The sequence below is a fragment of the Pseudomaricurvus alkylphenolicus genome (assembly GCF_011683955.1).
GTDB classification, from domain to species: Bacteria; Pseudomonadota; Gammaproteobacteria; order Pseudomonadales; family Cellvibrionaceae; genus Pseudomaricurvus; species Pseudomaricurvus alkylphenolicus.
The window spans coordinates 82915-100119 of sequence record NZ_JAAQPI010000011.1 but is presented as its reverse complement, the minus strand read 5'-3'; the positions used below and the strand labels follow the sequence as shown (position 1 = coordinate 100119).

Below are 17205 nucleotides of genomic sequence, written 5' to 3'. Positions count from 1 at the left end.
TTACTGCAGCAGCGGCCCCTGAGGCTGTTCAAAATCAAACCCCTCGATATCCGCCTCTGCAATCAAGGTCTGGATGTACTGGGCCACCGCTTTGCGCTTGACCCGATCATGCAGATAATCGTGAATGCGCTGACTGACCAGTTCGTAGGGCAGCTGTCGCCCATCCACCTTTTGGTCAACCATGGCGACATGAAAGCCGTAACGACTGGGGATGGGATCGGGCACTAGCCCGGGCTCACAGCGAAACAACTGCTGCTCAAATTCCGGGACCGTCTGGCCCCGTGACAGCTGCCCGAGTTCGCCCCCGGTTTCTTTTGACGGGCAACTGGAATGCTGCCGCGCCAGTTCCGCAAACAACTCCGGCGAGTTTTTCAGCTGTTCCAGAATGGCCTTTGCCTTATCCTCGGCCTGTAATCGTTCGGTTTCATCATCCTTGGCGGCGACAATCAAGATATGCCGCGCGGCCACCAGGGGGCTGGAGCAAAACCGCTCGGGATTCTGCTCATAGTAACGGCGGCAGTCCTCTTCGCTGGCTTCAGGCACAGTGACTTCTGCATCCAACAATGCGTCCAGAAACTCGCCGTCGGCACCTGCTTCCAGCCCCAGCTCGGCAGCGCGCTGGCGAACCAGTTCGCCAATGACCAGAGACTCACCGGCCCTGATCATGGCTTCACGCTGATCAGCGCCCTGGTGATACTGCATTTCCTGCAGTATCGCCTCTTCCTCCAGGGTTATGCCATTCACTCGTATCATCGTGGCTTACCCCCTGGCCCGTACAACCTGATAGTTACGGCTGACGTACTTCACTGGCACGCTCCAGATATGCACCAGGCGGCTGAATGGAAACACCGCAAACAGAACCATGCCCAGGAATACATGCAACTTAAAGATGATATGCACTGAAGCAATGCTAGCGGCCGCTTCGGTCCCGTCCAGAGTGACAATGTTCTGGGCCCAGCTCATCAGCTTAAGCATCTCCTGACCATCCAAGTGACCGAAGGAAACAAAAATGGAGATCAACCCCAGCAACAGTTGCGCCAACAGCAGGAACAACAGAGTAATGTCCATGCGGGAACTGGTTGCCCTCACGCGATCGTTGTTGAGCCGGCGGTTGATCAGTATCACCAGGCCATAGAGACAGACCAGACCAAAGAAGCCACCCATGGCCATGGCGAACACCTGCTTCATGGGAGCGGTAATACCCAGGAAATCCCAAACCTGATGAGGCGTCAACAGGCCAACAAAATGCCCCAGCAGCACCATAATAATGCCAACGTGAAACGGCAGGCTGCCCTTTCTCAACTGTTTGCTTTCCAGCATCTGGCTGGAGCCGGTCTTCCAGGTGTATTGTTCGCGGTCATAGCGCACCAGAGACCCCAATACAAAAATGGTCAGCGCGATATAGGGAAAGAGACCGAAAAGAAAATGATTAATGCCGCTCATTGTGACACTCCTTCTGAGATTGCCGGGGCCATGTCAAAACCCACCCAGTTCACTGGTACCTCCTGATCCCGACGCTGGGATTCCGAGGGTTTGCGATTGAGTCCGCAGCTATCGCTGGCGGATTGCGCGCCGAAGGTAATTTCTTCTTCCTGCCACTCTTTGTCGATCGCCTTTACGGTATTGTCCGGCTTCTCACCGGAAACCTGATAGCGGGTTTCGGAAAGATCCAGTTCGCTACCGGCAATTCGCAACAACGCTTGAAACAGTACTGCGTAATCGCTGTCGCGTTTTTCCAATCGGCATTGCAGTAACGCCAGAATATGCTCCACCTCCAGCAGCCATTGCCGTGCATTGTCCTCGCCCTGAGTCGAGAGGAACTCCAGGAACAAGGGAATATAATCCGGCAGCTGATGTTGTGACAGCTCCAAACCTGCCTCGCGATACTTTTCGGTCAGATCCACCATGGCCTGGCCTCGATCGCGTGATTCACCGTGCACGTGTTCGAACAGCCATAAACCCAACGAACGCCCACGCTCAAACATGGCATCGTACTGCGCCTGCCAATCGAGCAGATCCTGATCCATGCGCTGGCAGAGAAACTTCAGCAGCTTGTCTTTAAGATCGGCGTCGATGTGAGCACTGGAGATGATATGAATGATATCCGCTTCCAGTTTTTGCAAATCCTCGCCCGGGTAGTCCAGCAGGCGGGAGATAACAGCTAATACTTCCATCACTCTTCCTCCAACTGAACCACTTTGATTTCACGGGCCAGCTCACCCTGTTGGCGGTAGCCGTGCTTAGGGTGCCCAAAAAGGCTGGTTTCATTGTTGCCATCGCTGCAGCCATTACCAAAGCTGAAACCACAGCTGCTCTTCATGCTGTAGGCTTCCTCGGCATAGGCTTTGTGGCTGGTTGGAATCACGAAACGGTCTTCGTAATTGGCAATCGCCATATAGCGATACATTTCCTCCACCTGATGCTGAGTCAATCCCGCTTTCTGCAATACTTCCAGGTTTTCCTCGCCGTCAACCTGCTGGGAACGTTTGTAGGAACGCATGGCCAGCATCCGCTCCAGTGCCGACAGTACCGGCGCTTCGTCACCGGCAGTTAACAGGTTGGCCAGGTAGCGAATGGGGATACGCAGAGACTTCAGGTCAGGGATAACGCCATCCATGCCGATATGGCCTTTTTCCGCCGCATTCTGAATCGGAGACAGGGGCGGGATGTACCAAACCATGGGCAGAGTGCGATATTCAGGGTGCAGTGGCAACGCCACCTTCCAATCCATCGCCATCTTATACACCGGTGATTCCTGCGCGGCATCTATCCACGCCTGTGGAATTCCTTCGGCACGAGCCGCCTGTTGGACGGCCGGATCATTGGGGTCCAGGAAGATATCCAGCTGAGACTGGTACAAGTCTTTTTCCAGGTTGGTACTGGCGGCAGTTTCGATTTTGTCCGCGTCATAAAGCAACACACCCAAATAGCGAATACGCCCTACACAGGTTTCTGAACACACAGTGGGCTGCCCGGATTCGATCCGTGGGTAACAGAATATACATTTCTCAGACTTGCCGGTTTTCCAGTTGTAGTAAATCTTTTTGTAGGGGCAACCGGAAACACACATACGCCAGCCACGACACTTGTCCTGGTCGATCAGCACAATACCGTCTTCTTCGCGCTTGTAGATCGCACCGCTGGGGCAACTGGCCACACAGGCTGGATTGAGACAATGTTCACAAAGACGCGGCAAGTACATCATAAAGGTCTTTTCGAACTCGCCGTAGATTTCCTTCTGCGCCACCTCGTCAAAGTTCTTGTCGGCCTTGCGCTTTTCGAACTCGGTACCCAGGATCTCTTCCCAGTTGGGGCCCCAGTGAATTTTCTCCATACGCTTGCCGGTCACCAGCGAACGCGGGCGCGCCACCGGCTGATGCTTCGACTCGGGCGCGTTGTGCAGGTGCTCGTAGTCGTAGTCAAACGGCTCGTAGTAGTCATCGATCTCGGGCAGATCCGGGTTGGCGAAAATGTTCGCCAACACCCGCAGCTTACTACCCTGGCGCGGTTCCAGCTTGCCGTTCTTGCGTACCCAGCCGCCGTTCCACTTGTCCTGATTCTCCCACTCTTTGGGATAACCGACACCGGGCTTGGATTCCACATTGTTAAACCAGGCGTATTCCACACCATCGCGACTGGTCCAAACGTTTTTACAGGTGATGGAGCAGGTGTGACAACCAATACACTTGTCCAGGTTCAACACCATGCCAATTTGCGCGCGAACTTTCATTATTTTGCCCCCTCCTGCTCGGTAACATAAGTTTGGGCTGCTTCATGCTCCTGGTCGAGCCAGTCCACTTTATCCATCTTGCGTACGATGACGAATTCATCGCGGTTACAACCCACGGTGCCGTAGTAGTTAAAGCCGTAGGCCTGTTGAGCGTAGCCACCGATCATATGAGTGGGTTTCATAATTGCCCGGGTCACCGAGTTGTGCATACCACCGCGGGTTTTGGTCACTTCACTGCCAGGTACGTTCACGATGCGCTCCTGGGCGTGGTACATCATGCTCATACCCTCAGGGACACGCTGGGAAACAACGGCCCGCGCTGCAATCGCACCGTTAACGTTAAACACCTCGATCCAGTCGTTGTCTTCGATACCGGCGGTTTTGGCGTCCACCTCACTGATCCAGACAATCGGCCCGCCTCGTGACAAGGTCAGCATCAACAGGTTGTCCGAATAGGTGGAGTGAATGCCCCACTTCTGGTGCGGGGTAATCCAATTGAGCACCAACTCGGTATTGCCATTAGACTTTTTGCCCAACACAGGCGCCACAGTTTTGAGATTGACCGGCGGCTTATAGAGACACTGAGTCTCACCAAAGTCCCGCATCCATTCGTGATCCTGATAGAACTGCTGACGGCCGGTGAGCGTCCTCCAGGGAATCAACTCGTGCACGTTGGTGTAACCGGCGTTGTACGACACGTGCTCATCTTCCAACCCGGACCAGGTGGGCGAACTGATAATCTTGCGCGGCTGTGCCTGGATATCCCGGAAGCGGATCTTCTCTTCCTCTTTCGGCTTGGCCAAATGAGTGTGATCGCGACCGGTGACTTTGCTCAGCGCCTCCCAGGCTTTCACGGCCACGTGCCCATTGGTTTCCGGTGCCAGGGACAGAATCACTTCCGCGGCGTCTATAGCAGACTCAATTTTGGGCCGACCTTTGTGGGGCCCTTCCTCATGGTGGCGATAATTCAGTTTGCCGAGGAAGTCGACTTCCTCCTCAGTATTCCAGTTAATGCCCTTGCCGCCGTTACCCAGTTTTTCCATCAATGGGCCCAGTGAGGTAAAGCGGTTATAGGTGTTGGGATAGTCCCGCTCTACCACCACCATGTTGGGAGCGGTCTTGCCGGGAATCAGTTCGCACTCGCCCTTCCACCAGGCTTTAACGCCATCTGGCTGCGCCAACTCTGCGGGGGTATCGTGTAGCAATGGCAGGGTCACCAGGTCTTTTTCCACACCCAGATGGCCAGGCACCAACTCCGAGAAGCGCTTGGCGATGCCTTTAAAAATTTCCCAGTCGCTGCGGGATTCCCACACGGGATCCACCGCCTTGGACAGGGGATGAATAAAGGGATGCATGTCTGAGGTATTCATATCGTCTTTTTCGTACCAGGTAGCGGTCGGCAAGACGATGTCTGAATAGATACAGGTGGACGACATGCGGAAGTCCAGGGTCACGACCAGATCAATTTTGCCCTCAGGCGCGTCGTCGTGCCAGGTTACGTCTTCGGGTTTCTTGCTGCCGCTTTCACCCAGATCCTTGCCCTGCAAACCGTGCTTGGTACCGAGCAGGTGGCGGAGCATATACTCGTGCCCCTTACCGGACGACCCCAGAAGGTTCGAGCGCCAAATAAACAGATTGCGCGGAAAGTTTTGGGGATCATCCGGATCTTCACAAGCAAATTTCAGGTCACCGTTTTTCAGCAGCTTGACGGCGTAATCTTTCGGATCCATCTCCATCTTTTCGGCGGACTTGCACAGTTTCAGTGGATTGGTGCCCAACTGAGGTGCTGAGGGCAGCCAGCCCATACGTTCCGCGCGGGTGTTGTAATCGATGATGGAGCCGGACCACTTGGACTTGTCCGCCAGCGGAGACACCACCTCTTCCATCTCCAGCTTTTCGTAGCGCCATTGGTCGGCGTGGTTGTAAAAGAAGGAGGTACCGTTCATCTGCCGTGGCGGACGCTGCCAATCGAGACCAAAGGCCAGAGGCAGCCAGCCACACTGAGGACGCAGTTTCTCCTGCCCCACATAGTGCGCCCAACCGCCGCCGGACTGGCCCACACAACCGCACATCATCAGCATATTGATGACGCCCCGGTAGTTCATATCCATGTTGTACCAGTGGTTCATGGCCGCGCCGATAATGATCATGCTGCGACCGTGAGTTTTGTCCGCATTGGTGGCAAATTCACGGGCGATTTTGATGATCTGATCCCTTGGCACCCCTGTGATTTTTTCCTGCCAGGCTGGGGTGTAAGGCGCATCATCGTCAAAACTGGTAGCGCAGCTGGCACAATCCAGGCCGTTGTCGACACCATAGTTGGCGAGAGTCAGATCAAATACAGTGGCAACCAACGCCTCGCTGCCATCGGCAAGGGTGATCTTTTTGACCGGTACCTTACGCGCCTGCAACTGATCATGTTCAGTGTGATTGAAGTAATCGTATTCGTGTTTCTGGCCGCCAAAATACGGGAACAACACCTCAGCAACATCGTCACTGCAGCCCTTAAGCGACAATTGCAGTTGTACCTCTTCTCCATTGCCGCCGTCTCGCTGCTCGATATTCCACTTGCCACGCTGGTCGGAGCTTTCTCCCCAGCGATAGCCGATAGAGCCATTGGGAGAAATCAGGCTATTGGTGGCACTGTCCAGAGCGATGGTTTTCCACTCTGGGTTGTTTTCCTGGCCCAGATTGTTCGCCAGATCCGAGGCGCGCAGGAAGCGCCCTTGAACCAGCCCCTCTTTGCTCTGATCCAGTTTAACCAGATACGGGAAATCGGTTTTGGTGCGGACATAGTTGTTGAAGTACTCACTGGGCTTGTCCACGTGGAATTCTTTCAGAATCACGTGCCCCATGGCCATGGCCACCGCAGAGTCGGTACCCTGCTTCGCCGCTACCCATTCATCGGTGAGTTTGGCCACTTCGGAATAATCCGGAGTGATGGCCACGGTTTTGGTGCCCTTGTAACGGACTTCGGTAAAGAAGTGGGCATCCGGCGTACGAGTCTGGGGAACGTTTGAGCCCCAGGCAATGATATAACCGGAGTTGTACCAGTCTGCGGATTCGGGCACGTCGGTTTGCTCACCCCAGATCTGAGGTGAAGCCGGTGGCAAGTCACAATACCAGTCGTAAAAGCTCAGGCAGTTACCGCCGATCAGAGACAGGTAACGAGCACCAGCGGCGTAGGACACCATGGACATGGCCGGAATCGGCGAGAAACCGGTAACGCGGTCGGGGCCGTAAGTTTTGGCGGTGTAAATATTCGAGGCGGCGATCAGTTCGTTGACCTCACTCCAGTCCGAACGCACCATGCCGCCAAGGCCACGACTGGACTTGTAGGACTTGGCCTTGACCGGATCGGAAACAATCGAGCCCCAGGCGTCCACGGGATCAGCGTGCTGGGCGCGGGCCTCACGCCAAAGCTTCAGCAGGGATTTGCGAACCTTCGGGTACTTGAGTCGGTTGGCACTGTAGATATACCAGGAGTAGCTGGCACCTCGCGGGCAGCCGCGCGGCTCATGGTTGGGCAGGTCCGGGCGGGTTCGGGGGTAATCGGTCTGCTGGGTCTCCCAAGTCACCAGGCCGTCTTTGACGTAGATCTTCCAGCTACAGGAGCCGGTACAGTTGACGCCATGGGTCGAACGCACAACTTTGTCGTGTTGCCAACGGCGGCGGTAACCCTCTTCCCAGCTACGGTCTTCGTCAGTGGTGACCCCGTGGCCTCCGGCAAAGTCTTGTTTTTTCACATTGAAAAAACGCAACTTATCCAAGAATTGACTCATTTTCGTATCCTCACCTTTGCAGTCTCACTGCGGTGTTTTATGGCCTGTAATCACGGTCGGAGAACGGCCTGCCGGTAAGGCGATGCCGTTGTGTGGACCAATTTCGTAAACTCTGCAGCCAATATAGAAGCCTGAGTTTCCGCGGACTTGACGCAGGTCAATTCGCTCAGGGGGGTAAATGGCGTTTAATAGACCGTCTACCCCATTGTGGGTACTCCGTAGTTTTTCCTAACTTGCTGTTATATAAAGAAATTCTGAAATCCAGTGGTTCAATACCGGCCTCCACCGGCAACCCACAGTTATTGGAGGTAGACCCTTATGGAACAGATCAAGCAGCGCTATTCCTTCTCAGTGATGAACTACATCACCAGCTCGCTGGCCTCGATTATTGGCGTGGGGCTGCTGACGATCTTTATTTCCTTCTGGGTGACGGAGCTGGCCGACAAGGATGCCCAGGCTATCAACCTGTCCGGCTCCATGCGCATGCAGACCTACCATATCGGTCTGGCGCTGAGCCAGAATCAACACGAGCAGGCCAGCCAATATATAGAGGCATTGGACGACACCTGGAACCACACTCTGTTTGCCAAGCAGCGGCTGGAAGACAATTCCCAAGCTCTGAACGAGCACTTTGATCAAGCCCACCGCCATTGGCTCGAGCTGCTGCGCCCCCAGCTGCTGGCATTAGCTGCTGATCCCGAAAACCCCACTCCTCTCCCCACCGAGGCGCTGGAAACCCAGGTGGATCTGACCGACCGACTGGTTAACCAGTTTCAAAAAGACGCGGAGAACAAAATCCGTAACCTGCGTGCATTTCAACTGTTTGCCCTGTTTATTACCGTAGGTGTGGGCAGCATTATTTTTTACCTGATCAAAAACCGCGTGGAAAAACCGCTGTTGCAGCTGACTTACGCCTCCCATCGCATAGGCAAGGGGGAGTTCGGGCATCAGGTTGAGGTGGACGGGCGCGATGAATTGGCCCTGCTGGGGGCCGTGATCAACCAGATGAGCCAATCCATCTCGCGTATGTATGATGAGATGGACGAACGAGTCCGGCAACGCACCCAGGAACTCAGGCGCAACAACCTGACTCTGGAGTTCTTGTTTAACACCGCCCGAAAAATTCTTGACAGCCATAATAATCCACTGGATTTTCATGCTCTGCTGGACGAATTATCCCGCTCGATCAGCGGCAAGTTCCGAATGGAGCTGTGTCTGTTTACCGCTCAAGGCGATCGTCCCTATTTGCAGATCGCTCCCCGTGATAACGCCACCACCGACTGCTCCAACCGCTCCTGCGAAAACTGCCACGGCAATGCCCCCTTTGCCCTGATCAACACCGTCAGTCTCAACGAAAAATTTCCCATCGTGCGGGACGAAACCCACTATGGTGTCATCAATGTCCGCTCAGAGAACATGGAGCCGCTTGAGCCCTGGCAGGAACAATTACTGAGTTCGGTGGCAGACCAGTTTGCACTGGCCTTGTCACTCGAGGCGCAGAAAGACCAGGAACATCGCCTGGCCATGCTGAGTGAACGCACTGTGATCGCCCGTGAGCTGCACGACTCGTTAGCGCAATCACTGTCCTACCTGAAGATCCAGGTTACCCGCCTGCAGAAATCCAAGGACAAGGAACGCTATGACCTGCAACAGCCCATCATCGACGAATTGCGCGAAGGTCTCTCCTCGGCCTACCGCCAACTGCGGGAGCTACTGACCACCTTCCGCCTGAAGATGGACACCGGTGGGCTTCGCACAGCATTGGAGAGTACGGTAGAACAGCTCAGCCAACGCACGGACATGCGGGTGGATCTGCATTACCAACTTTCCAACCTGCCACTCAATCCCAACGAAGAGATTCATTTACTGCAGATCGTACGCGAAGCTACACAGAATGCGGTGAATCACTCCCAGGGCTCGCAGGTATCCATTACCTTGCAACAGCTTGCGGACAAATCTGTGGAGTTAACCATTGAGGATGATGGCATCGGTATTCCGGAGTCGCCGGAGAAACTCAACCACTACGGTTTGGCGATTATGAACGAACGCAGCCGACAATTGGGGGGAGAGGTAAAAATTGCGCCCCGTGCCAGCCGTGGCACGCGGGTGAGCTTTAGCTTTCAGCCGATGTTTTTGCAGAGTGCATAACACTCTGCAATTTCATCGAATGGATTGGACAGCCCTTAGAAATTGGCACGCAGTCCAAGTTTGTAAACGGGGCCGTGATCCTGAGACAGGAACAACATTTCTGAATTTCGCACAAACAACCGCGTTTCTTCATCGGTAACATTCATCGCATCGATAAAGAAGGACACCTTGTCGGAGTAACGGAACTGATAGGAAATATCGTACTGTTTACGCTCATCGACATAGACGGGCTGGTGATAGTTGGCAAACCCCTGCGCGGTTTCACCACGGTAATTCAACGCCAGCCGCAGCGTGTGGCGCTCGTCTTCGTAGAAGACGGAGAAGTTACCAGAGTCCCCAAGGCCAGGCAGCAGGAATTGCTCACCGATCACATTCCTGTCTGGCTCCACATCACCACCATTAACAATGGTGAAATTAAACTGGACGCCGTAAGGTGTACCCGCAAACAAATGCTGCCAGTTAACCTCAATGCCATCCACCACGCCGGAGTTCATATTGTAGGGCTGGGTGATATCAAACAGAGCAGCGGGATCTTGAGCGGTGCCATCGATATAGCCCGGCTCACAACGCCACCAGCCATCTGACTCACACACACCCCAAGGGAACCCCTCGGACAGGTCAGTGCCCCTACTCGCGGCCAGTGCCACCCAACCCATATGCTGCTGATCGTTCATCCAGGGTTGTGCCCACAGCGCCTGCTGAGAGACACAGTGGCCGGTGGCACCCTCGTCACCCGGGAACAGCGTATCCGGGCGACCGGCATCCACCCACTCCTGTACACAAGCCAGCGCCTGCTGACCAATGGCGGAGCGGAACGGATCAGTCAGGCCATCAATAGGTTGATCGTTACTGGTCCTCGAACCGATAAAGCCTGAGATCTTCTTGCGGAAGTAATTGACGCCGAAGTAAGAACCCTCGGCGTAGTAGTTCTCATAGGCGATATCAAAATTGGTTGACATCAAGGGGTCAAGATCGGAATTGCCACCGTCGGCAGTCAGGTTAAAAAAGTCCTTGGAGCCGATATCCAATTGAGCACTCAGATCCCCCAAGCTGGGGCGAGCCATGGATTTGCCCCAGGACGCGCGCAATACCTGGTTTTCCGTCAGGTTCAATGCCACAGCGATGTTAGGCAGGATGTCGCTGCTGTCACCGTGTCTGGGTGTATCAACCGACTCTCCGCCAACACCGATCAAACCGGCAATCATGTCCCAGCGAATGGTATCGGGTGCCGGGTAATAGCTGATGGATTCCGTTTCACTTTTCTCGTAACGCAATCCGGCATTGATACGCAGCGGCATATTCCAGACTTCGGTATCGATATTTATCTGGAGAAAGGCCGAATCCAATTTTTCATTAACCCGCTCATTGGTGTCCAGGCTGCCTGCCGTGCAACAGATATTGCCGTCCTGTGCGTCGACAACCCCCGGATTGGCCTGGGCGAAGGCAGCCATGGCCGCCGCGGGATCAATATGAAAATAGTAGTCGGTGCCCAAGTCCGGATTGAATGAGTTCATGAAATCGCCGCCCAGGCGCGTACGCCGGAACATGGCATCCTGATAGTCATCAACGGAAGGCGAAAGCGAACTGAAAGACGATTCCATTTCCTGATTGGTGTAGGAGTTGTCCATGGTCGAAATGCCAAAATTGACAGAGGATATGATGCTATCACCGGAATTGGTCCAGGTTCCCTTGATTTGGAACTGATCGATTTCGTTCTCTTGATCCCCTTCTCGCAAGAACAAAGACGTGCCCATCATATTCGAGGATTCGAACTGCTCATCGTACGCAAATGTGGATATACCGGAAGAGCCTCCGTTGAAAGCATGTATGTTCGTCTTGATATCAGTGGTGAACCCCGCTTCATTATCAAAAATATTGCCGCTCAGCTCCGCCGTGGAGTGATGGTAGTCAAACTCAAGGACAAGGCTGTCAGTCACGTCCCACAACACATTGAATCCAACCGACCTGTTTTCAGTGTCCAATTGAGACCAGATCGCCGTATGATCGTAGGCTCGATTACCCACAGTAACGTCGGTATAAGTACCATTCTCATTTATCGTCGCGGCTTCCGTATCCCAGCCCCCGAGCCAGGAACCAAACAGCATACCTTCGGAAGAAAAGTCTACAGACGAATAAGTGTAGTCCAGGGTTGTCTGAATCGTCTCAGTGGCCTGAAACTGCAAAGTCCCCTGCAAATTAATCCTTGTGCGGTCGTTGTCCTTGATCAGGTAACCGACGGGCTCCTGATAAAAGGTATTGCCGTCGGCGCGTTGATTGTTGTTTTCATAGGCGGGATTGGATGAGTCAACGCGAAGATAGCCTTCGCTGTCGGCGAGTACTTCAGGTGTTATCCAGTTGGACTCACGTGTTCCTGTTTCACGATTGGTGCGTTCGTGATAAACACCGGATAGTGAAAAGCCCCATCGATCCTGATTGGTCGCGAACAGGAAATCCACCTCTACGGGGTGATCGTCTGCCTCGCTGGTGGTATCGGACACATGGCTGATACCAATAAAGCGTTTGGTGCCTTCGACCTTCAAGGGTTTGGTCGTGACCATGTTAACCGTGGAACCGATACCACCGGAGGGCAGAGTGCTGTTACCGGACTTAAAAATCTCCAGGGCAGAAACACCGGGGGAGGCAATATCACCAAAGTTAAACGAGCGTCCGCCGCCGAATCGCCCTTTGGTGGTGGGCATCTGACGACCATTTAATGTGACCAGATTGAACTCAGGACCAAATCCACGCACAGCGATCTTTTGGCCTTCCACATTGCTTCGATCTATGGCGATACCTGGCGCGCGAGCCAGCGACTCGGCAAGATTGCCGTCCGGAAATTTACCGAAATCCTCGGCCGAAATCGCGTCCATCACCCCGACGGAATTGCGTTTCATCTCTATGGCATCCATCAAGCTGTTCTTGATGCCATAGGTAACCACTTCTTCCATCAGCTCTTCGTCTTCGGATTCCGTTGCCGCTTGATTTTCTTGCGCCAAAGCCGACAAACTCAGCAAATGGATGCCAATGGCAGAAGCCACCGCCACTGCCAGTCGATTTCTGTCTATACGACCTTTACTCATGACTCGTTCTCCACAGTACGACTTATTGTATTGATAATGCTGCTACTGGATTCAGTGCCGAGAGACCGCCAACACACATCGGCATGAATATCACCGTAATTGATCCCTCCTCTATTCGTCATGCCAAATTCGGCCAGATGGGCCTGGCGTGCGATCAACCGCCCGGTTCCGAGCAATAACTCAATATCAATTTGGAGCCCTGGTGTTTATGCTATTCATTGACGGCCTGCAGAGTTGAAAGGCCGCGCTCTTAAAGTATTAAGCAACGGAATTTGGTCCAAAGCGGCCACCACCAAGAACAACCTGATACCACTCCGGGAGACCGTCCGATGACATGGAGAACCGCCATTAGAATTTCGTCATTACCTCTTCTGATAGCCGCCTTGGGCGCATCGGCAAGTGCATCATCAAACGCCATTGAGGTAAAAATTGTTGAGAAAAACGGCACCTATCAACTCCTGCGCGGCGGCAAGCCCTACCACATTAAAGGGGCCGGTATTGACCACAGCGACCTTACGCAACTGGCCGCGCACGGCGGAAATTCGTTTAGAACCTGGGCGGTGGACGACGGCCCCATACCGGCACAACAACTGCTGGACCGAGCCCACCAACTCGGCCTTACTGTCTCCTTGTGCCTGGAGTTTGCCCGCGAGCGACACGGTTTCGACTACGACGACCCGCAAGCCGTCGCTCGCCAGTTTGAGGAAACCAAAGCGCGAGTACTGAAGTACAAAGACCATCCGGCGCTGCTGACCTGGATTATCGGCAATGAACTTAACTACGGTTTCAAAAACCCCAAGGTCTACGACGCCGTCAATGACGTCGCCGCAATGATCAAACAAATCGATCCCAATCACCCGGTAACAACCGCCTTGGCCGCCTTCGATCACAAAGCCTTGGCGGTCATTAGTGAGCGTGCCCCCAATTTAGACTTCGTTAGTTTTCAATCCTACGGCAGCCTCTATGATCTGCCGAAAGAAGTTGAAAAAACCAACTTCTCCCAGCCCTATTTTGTGACAGAGTGGGGCTCCATTGGCCATTGGGAAGTCGGTAAAACGGAATGGGGTGCGCCGATCGAGCAAACCAGCAGCGAAAAGGCTGAAAACTACAAAAAGAGTTACGAAACAATACTCGAACCTCAAGCCCATCAAGCCATCGGCAACTATGTGTTCTTGTGGGGCCAAAAACAGGAAAAAACCCCAACCTGGTACGGCATGTTTCTCGACAGTGGAGAAAAAACCGAAGCCGTGGATGTGATGCACTACATCTGGAACCATCGCTGGCCGGACAATCGCGCTCCCAAGGTCAGCCCCATCAAACTCAATGAAAAAACCGCTCCTGAAAACGTCAAGCTCCGCAGCGGCATGGAATACACTGCAAAGATCGACGTCGATGATCCTGACAACGACAAGCTCACGTACAAGTGGGAAATCCGATATGAAAGCACCGCCACGCAAGAGGGCGGTGACCGCGAAGAAATCCCGGCCGTGATTAACGGGTTGATCTCAGCGCCATCAAAGCAACAGGTTAAATTGGTGGCCCCGACTCAACCCGGCGCCTACCGTTTGTTCGCGTATATCTACGATGGCCACAACAACGCTGCCCATGCCAATATACCGTTTTATGTGAAGTAGCGTTATTTGTCTAAATAGCGGGCTGCTGAATTTGTGCCACAACGGGCGGCTGGGTATCCATAGGAGGGGCACCCAGCCGACCTACATAAAAGTGAGCCCAAGCTTGCTGACCAAGAGATAAGTGGTGGATAGGTGTTAGGTGAACGGCTATAGATCCTTTTCAATGTCCTTATTGTGCCAGATTCTTAGAATCTCAATCTGTTCGGGAGAGGAGATTTGGTACCTGATGCTATAGTCTCCGATGTATAAATCTTTTAGCAAGTAGGTATCCGTACTCCGAGAAACCGGAAGTCCTATTTTTGGAAAAACCTTAAGCTTCTCCGCAGCCTCCTGAATATCAATGGCAACTCTCCTTGCCGCCAGTGGGCTCTTTGGTGCTACAAAGTCATAAAGGCGCTTCAAGTCCTCGATAGCCTGAGGCGTGTACTTCAGCCTCATATGGAAGGCGGATCCTGGGGGTTGTCACTACCCCAGCTATTGAGACCTCGCCCTTATCCATTCCGAACCATTTCGTCGCCCCATAAGGGAATTTCTGACCTTCGGGGTGTATTTCAAAGGGAACACTGGCCTTTCTCGACCCCATACGGGTCTTTCCCTGGGGTGAGTAGACTCGCGGCAACGAATCAGTTCCAGCCTGTTAGCACTTTCAATTGGACGCATCTTTATTTACACATCTGCTTCGACGCTGACGCTATCGGTATTCCGGAGTCGCCGGAGAAACTCTACTACTATGGCTTGGCGATAATAAACAGACATAGTCGTCAATTGGGAGCACTCCAGCACGCGATGGCTGCCCCTGCGCCCTTGTCAGCGCGGTGCTGGCATTTTGACCATAGCTGAGCTAGTTTGCATATTTGATAAAAACAATTCTACCCGCAGGAAACCCTATGCTCACTGCCATTACACGCAGCCCCTACCTTAACATTCTCAGCGGCCTGATATTGCTGATCACTGCCGCCAGTGAAACCTTGGCCACCCTGGGAGAAACCTTTACCGACACGCAGGTTGGAGCCCACCATGGACTGCTGGTGTTTGCGCTTGTGCACGTTATTCGCGAAATCCCGGAACTGCTGCACGGTTTCAAGGAACTGAAAGAAGGGGAAGACGAACTGCGAAAAGACACGTCCTCCCCATGACAGTCCAATCCTGGCGCATTGACTTTCATCGGCCCGGGTAAATTGATGGTATTGAGTAGAGGCTGTACTAATTAGCGTCTGATAACTGTCTCGTGATAACCCGAAGCGGAATGTTAGCAACTTCTAATATAGGGCTGTCTGGGCGGTTAAGATTTGACCAAAACGTGCCCAAAGCCTCAGGGTTGTGGAAACAGACTACTGCGACGTGATATAACACTTCAAATTTATAGGGAATTAAGGTTTGTCATTGATGCAAAAGGATTTCGCTTCCTGCCCCAAACTCCCTTCAGTGTATATATGTCAAAGTGACGCGTCGAACCAAGTCATCGGGACGCTGTAGCACAGAACTAAATTTGCGGAGAGTGCGTGAAGTCACTTTTAACATTAATTGCGGCATATCTTTTGGTTTCTTGCACGAGTTCAACTCAAGCTATAGTTGGTGATCCGTGCTATGTAGTGTTTAACTCAGATGATAGCGATGTTTCTGAAGAGGATGCAAAGCAAATGGTTGTCACTTGTTTAGAGCAAGAGTCAATCGCGAGTGATGAGCTAGCGGAATATCTTAAGGCTGAATTTTTCCAAGATCACCAGCTCATTGTCAAACAAACTGAAGCTGAAGGTGAAACGCTCGTATTTGCAAAGGACTGGATCAAATGTCAGTCAGATGTATTCTTCTCCTCAAAGAAAGATTTAATTGATCTTATTGCAGTTGGTGCTGAAAAGTACTTCGAGAGCAGGTCAGATAGAAGTATGCAGGCGCACTGTGTATGTGAAGAGCAATTATCTGGCATGAAACCGGAATACAAGAAATTTTATGATAACCCTGAAAATAGAGCGTGCAAATGGCGTTAACGAATAGGAACATGTCTGCTCATGGCACGAGAGAGACTGACTAAGAGGCTCTGATTCTTGCAGGTCGTTTTCAGAGAAGGTAATCGGCAGCAAAATGCTTAGGCACTGATATGCGAATACGATTTAAGGAAGATTGGTTGATGATCATGGTGCTATCTTTAGGAGTGCTAGTTTCCTTTTCAATCGATTACAATGAGTTATGGGATTGGATCTTACCTGCTGGGTGGATTTTGGTGTGCTCAAACCTTTTAATCAATGTTTCGAAGGCGAGATGGTGCAGTAGATGTAAAGCCAATTGTAAACTTGTTGATACTGATGGATATGGACTTCGAACTTATCAGTGTCCGAAGTGCGGTTGTAAAACAAGCGTTTATTCATTTGGAAAAGGCAATGCTGGGGGCGGGTAAATCGGTAGAATTACATGGCACAAGTGCATTCTGTGTCTGTCATCAATACTGGCCGCTTTTGGCACAAAGGGTCTGCTTGAATCAATGATGGTTTCAGAAAATATATGCCCACTCCAGCGTTAATAAATAGGTTTTTGAATTCAGTAAAGCCTAATCGTGCGAAGATACTTATTATCGATTTATTGCCTTTTCTGGACTTATCGAAATATGGTTCCACCGAAGAATTCGTGGGTATAATTTACCCTGAACGATGGCCAACTTATTGATAGTCGAGCCATTCATGTCGAAGATCGAACTTTTCTAGATGAGCATTAATTACAAACGAGTGTTAGGTGGAATTGGATAGACAGCAAAGTACCAGGAGCGGAAGTTCATAATCCTGGTTCAGGGCACCATGGGCGTTCGATAATGTCTGCAACGGCCGCACGAATGTAGG

The 17205-nt window shown here is 52.5% G+C and carries 11 protein-coding genes; 4 read left to right on the top strand and 7 right to left on the bottom strand.

Annotated elements, in window-relative coordinates; genetic code table 11:
- Genes HBA55_RS24400 through HBA55_RS24380 form a run of 5 tightly spaced genes read right to left on the bottom strand, consistent with a single transcriptional unit; the run spans nt 1 to nt 7512 of the window.
- Nucleotides 1–753: a peptidylprolyl isomerase gene (locus HBA55_RS24400; RefSeq protein ID WP_166996799.1), complete on the bottom strand. Its 753-nt coding sequence runs from the start codon at nt 751–753 to the stop codon at nt 1–3.
- 6 nt (nt 754–759) lie between these two features.
- The gene (narI, locus tag HBA55_RS24395) at nt 760–1443 is read right to left on the bottom strand and encodes a respiratory nitrate reductase subunit gamma (RefSeq protein ID WP_166996797.1); all 684 of its coding nucleotides are present in this window, start codon (nt 1441–1443) and stop codon (nt 760–762) included.
- Entirely contained in the window at nt 1440–2174 is a 735-nt protein-coding gene (narJ, locus tag HBA55_RS24390; protein WP_166996795.1) for a nitrate reductase molybdenum cofactor assembly chaperone, read from the bottom strand. The genes narI and narJ overlap by 4 nt, the downstream gene beginning before the upstream one ends.
- Complete coding sequence (narH, locus tag HBA55_RS24385) at nt 2174–3730, bottom strand: nitrate reductase subunit beta (protein ID WP_166996793.1); 1557 nt, start codon at nt 3728–3730, stop codon at nt 2174–2176. The genes narJ and narH overlap by 1 nt, the downstream gene beginning before the upstream one ends.
- The gene (locus HBA55_RS24380; protein ID WP_166996791.1) at nt 3730–7512 is read right to left on the bottom strand and encodes a nitrate reductase subunit alpha; all 3783 of its coding nucleotides are present in this window, start codon (nt 7510–7512) and stop codon (nt 3730–3732) included. The genes narH and HBA55_RS24380 overlap by 1 nt, the downstream gene beginning before the upstream one ends.
- Before the next feature lie 318 nt (nt 7513–7830).
- Between HBA55_RS24380 and HBA55_RS24375 the strand changes: the two genes are divergently transcribed.
- Nucleotides 7831–9660 carry an ATP-binding protein gene (locus tag HBA55_RS24375; RefSeq protein WP_166996789.1) on the top strand — a complete coding sequence of 610 codons (1830 nt, stop codon included), beginning with the start codon at nt 7831–7833 and terminating at the stop codon, nt 9658–9660.
- Between the two features lie 35 nt (nt 9661–9695).
- On the opposite strand, the gene HBA55_RS24370 is transcribed toward HBA55_RS24375, so the two are convergent.
- On the bottom strand, nt 9696–12740 hold the full coding sequence (locus tag HBA55_RS24370) for a TonB-dependent receptor (RefSeq protein ID WP_166996787.1): 3045 nt from the start codon (nt 12738–12740) through the stop codon (nt 9696–9698).
- A 329-nt stretch (nt 12741–13069) separates the two neighbouring features.
- Here HBA55_RS24370 and HBA55_RS24365 point away from each other — a divergent pair, with 329 nt between their 5' ends.
- Complete coding sequence (locus tag HBA55_RS24365; protein WP_166996785.1) at nt 13070–14374, top strand: glycoside hydrolase family 2 TIM barrel-domain containing protein; 1305 nt, start codon at nt 13070–13072, stop codon at nt 14372–14374.
- 147 nt (nt 14375–14521) lie between these two features.
- On the opposite strand, the gene HBA55_RS24360 is transcribed toward HBA55_RS24365, so the two are convergent.
- Nucleotides 14522–14812, bottom strand: coding sequence for a type II toxin-antitoxin system RelE/ParE family toxin (locus HBA55_RS24360; RefSeq protein WP_166996783.1), 291 nt, complete (start codon nt 14810–14812; stop codon nt 14522–14524).
- A 449-nt stretch (nt 14813–15261) separates the two neighbouring features.
- Between HBA55_RS24360 and HBA55_RS24355 the strand changes: the two genes are divergently transcribed.
- Nucleotides 15262–15510, top strand: a complete 249-nt coding sequence (locus tag HBA55_RS24355) for a hypothetical protein (RefSeq protein ID WP_166996781.1) — start codon at nt 15262–15264, stop codon at nt 15508–15510.
- 366 nt (nt 15511–15876) lie between these two features.
- Nucleotides 15877–16362 (top strand): hypothetical protein, encoded by a 486-nt coding sequence (locus HBA55_RS24350; protein WP_166996779.1) that lies wholly within the window; start codon nt 15877–15879, stop codon nt 16360–16362.
- The last annotated feature ends 843 nt before the right edge of the window (nt 16363–17205 follow it).

Bases quoted from the DNA above. Each gene is read 5' to 3' on its own strand.
- HBA55_RS24400 (WP_166996799.1), bottom strand. From the start codon at position 753: ATGATACGAGTGAATGGCATAACCCTGGAGGAAGAGGCGATACTGCAG.
- narI (WP_166996797.1), bottom strand. From the start codon at position 1,443: ATGAGCGGCATTAATCATTTTCTTTTCGGTCTCTTTCCCTATATCGCG.
- narJ (WP_166996795.1), bottom strand. From the start codon at position 2,174: ATGGAAGTATTAGCTGTTATCTCCCGCCTGCTGGACTACCCGGGCGAG.
- narH (WP_166996793.1), bottom strand. From the start codon at position 3,730: ATGAAAGTTCGCGCGCAAATTGGCATGGTGTTGAACCTGGACAAGTGT.
- HBA55_RS24380 (WP_166996791.1), bottom strand. From the start codon at position 7,512: ATGAGTCAATTCTTGGATAAGTTGCGTTTTTTCAATGTGAAAAAACAA.
- HBA55_RS24375 (WP_166996789.1), top strand. From the start codon at position 7,831: ATGGAACAGATCAAGCAGCGCTATTCCTTCTCAGTGATGAACTACATC.
- HBA55_RS24370 (WP_166996787.1), bottom strand. From the start codon at position 12,740: ATGAGTAAAGGTCGTATAGACAGAAATCGACTGGCAGTGGCGGTGGCT.
- HBA55_RS24365 (WP_166996785.1), top strand. From the start codon at position 13,070: ATGACATGGAGAACCGCCATTAGAATTTCGTCATTACCTCTTCTGATA.
- HBA55_RS24360 (WP_166996783.1), bottom strand. From the start codon at position 14,812: ATGAGGCTGAAGTACACGCCTCAGGCTATCGAGGACTTGAAGCGCCTT.
- HBA55_RS24355 (WP_166996781.1), top strand. From the start codon at position 15,262: ATGCTCACTGCCATTACACGCAGCCCCTACCTTAACATTCTCAGCGGC.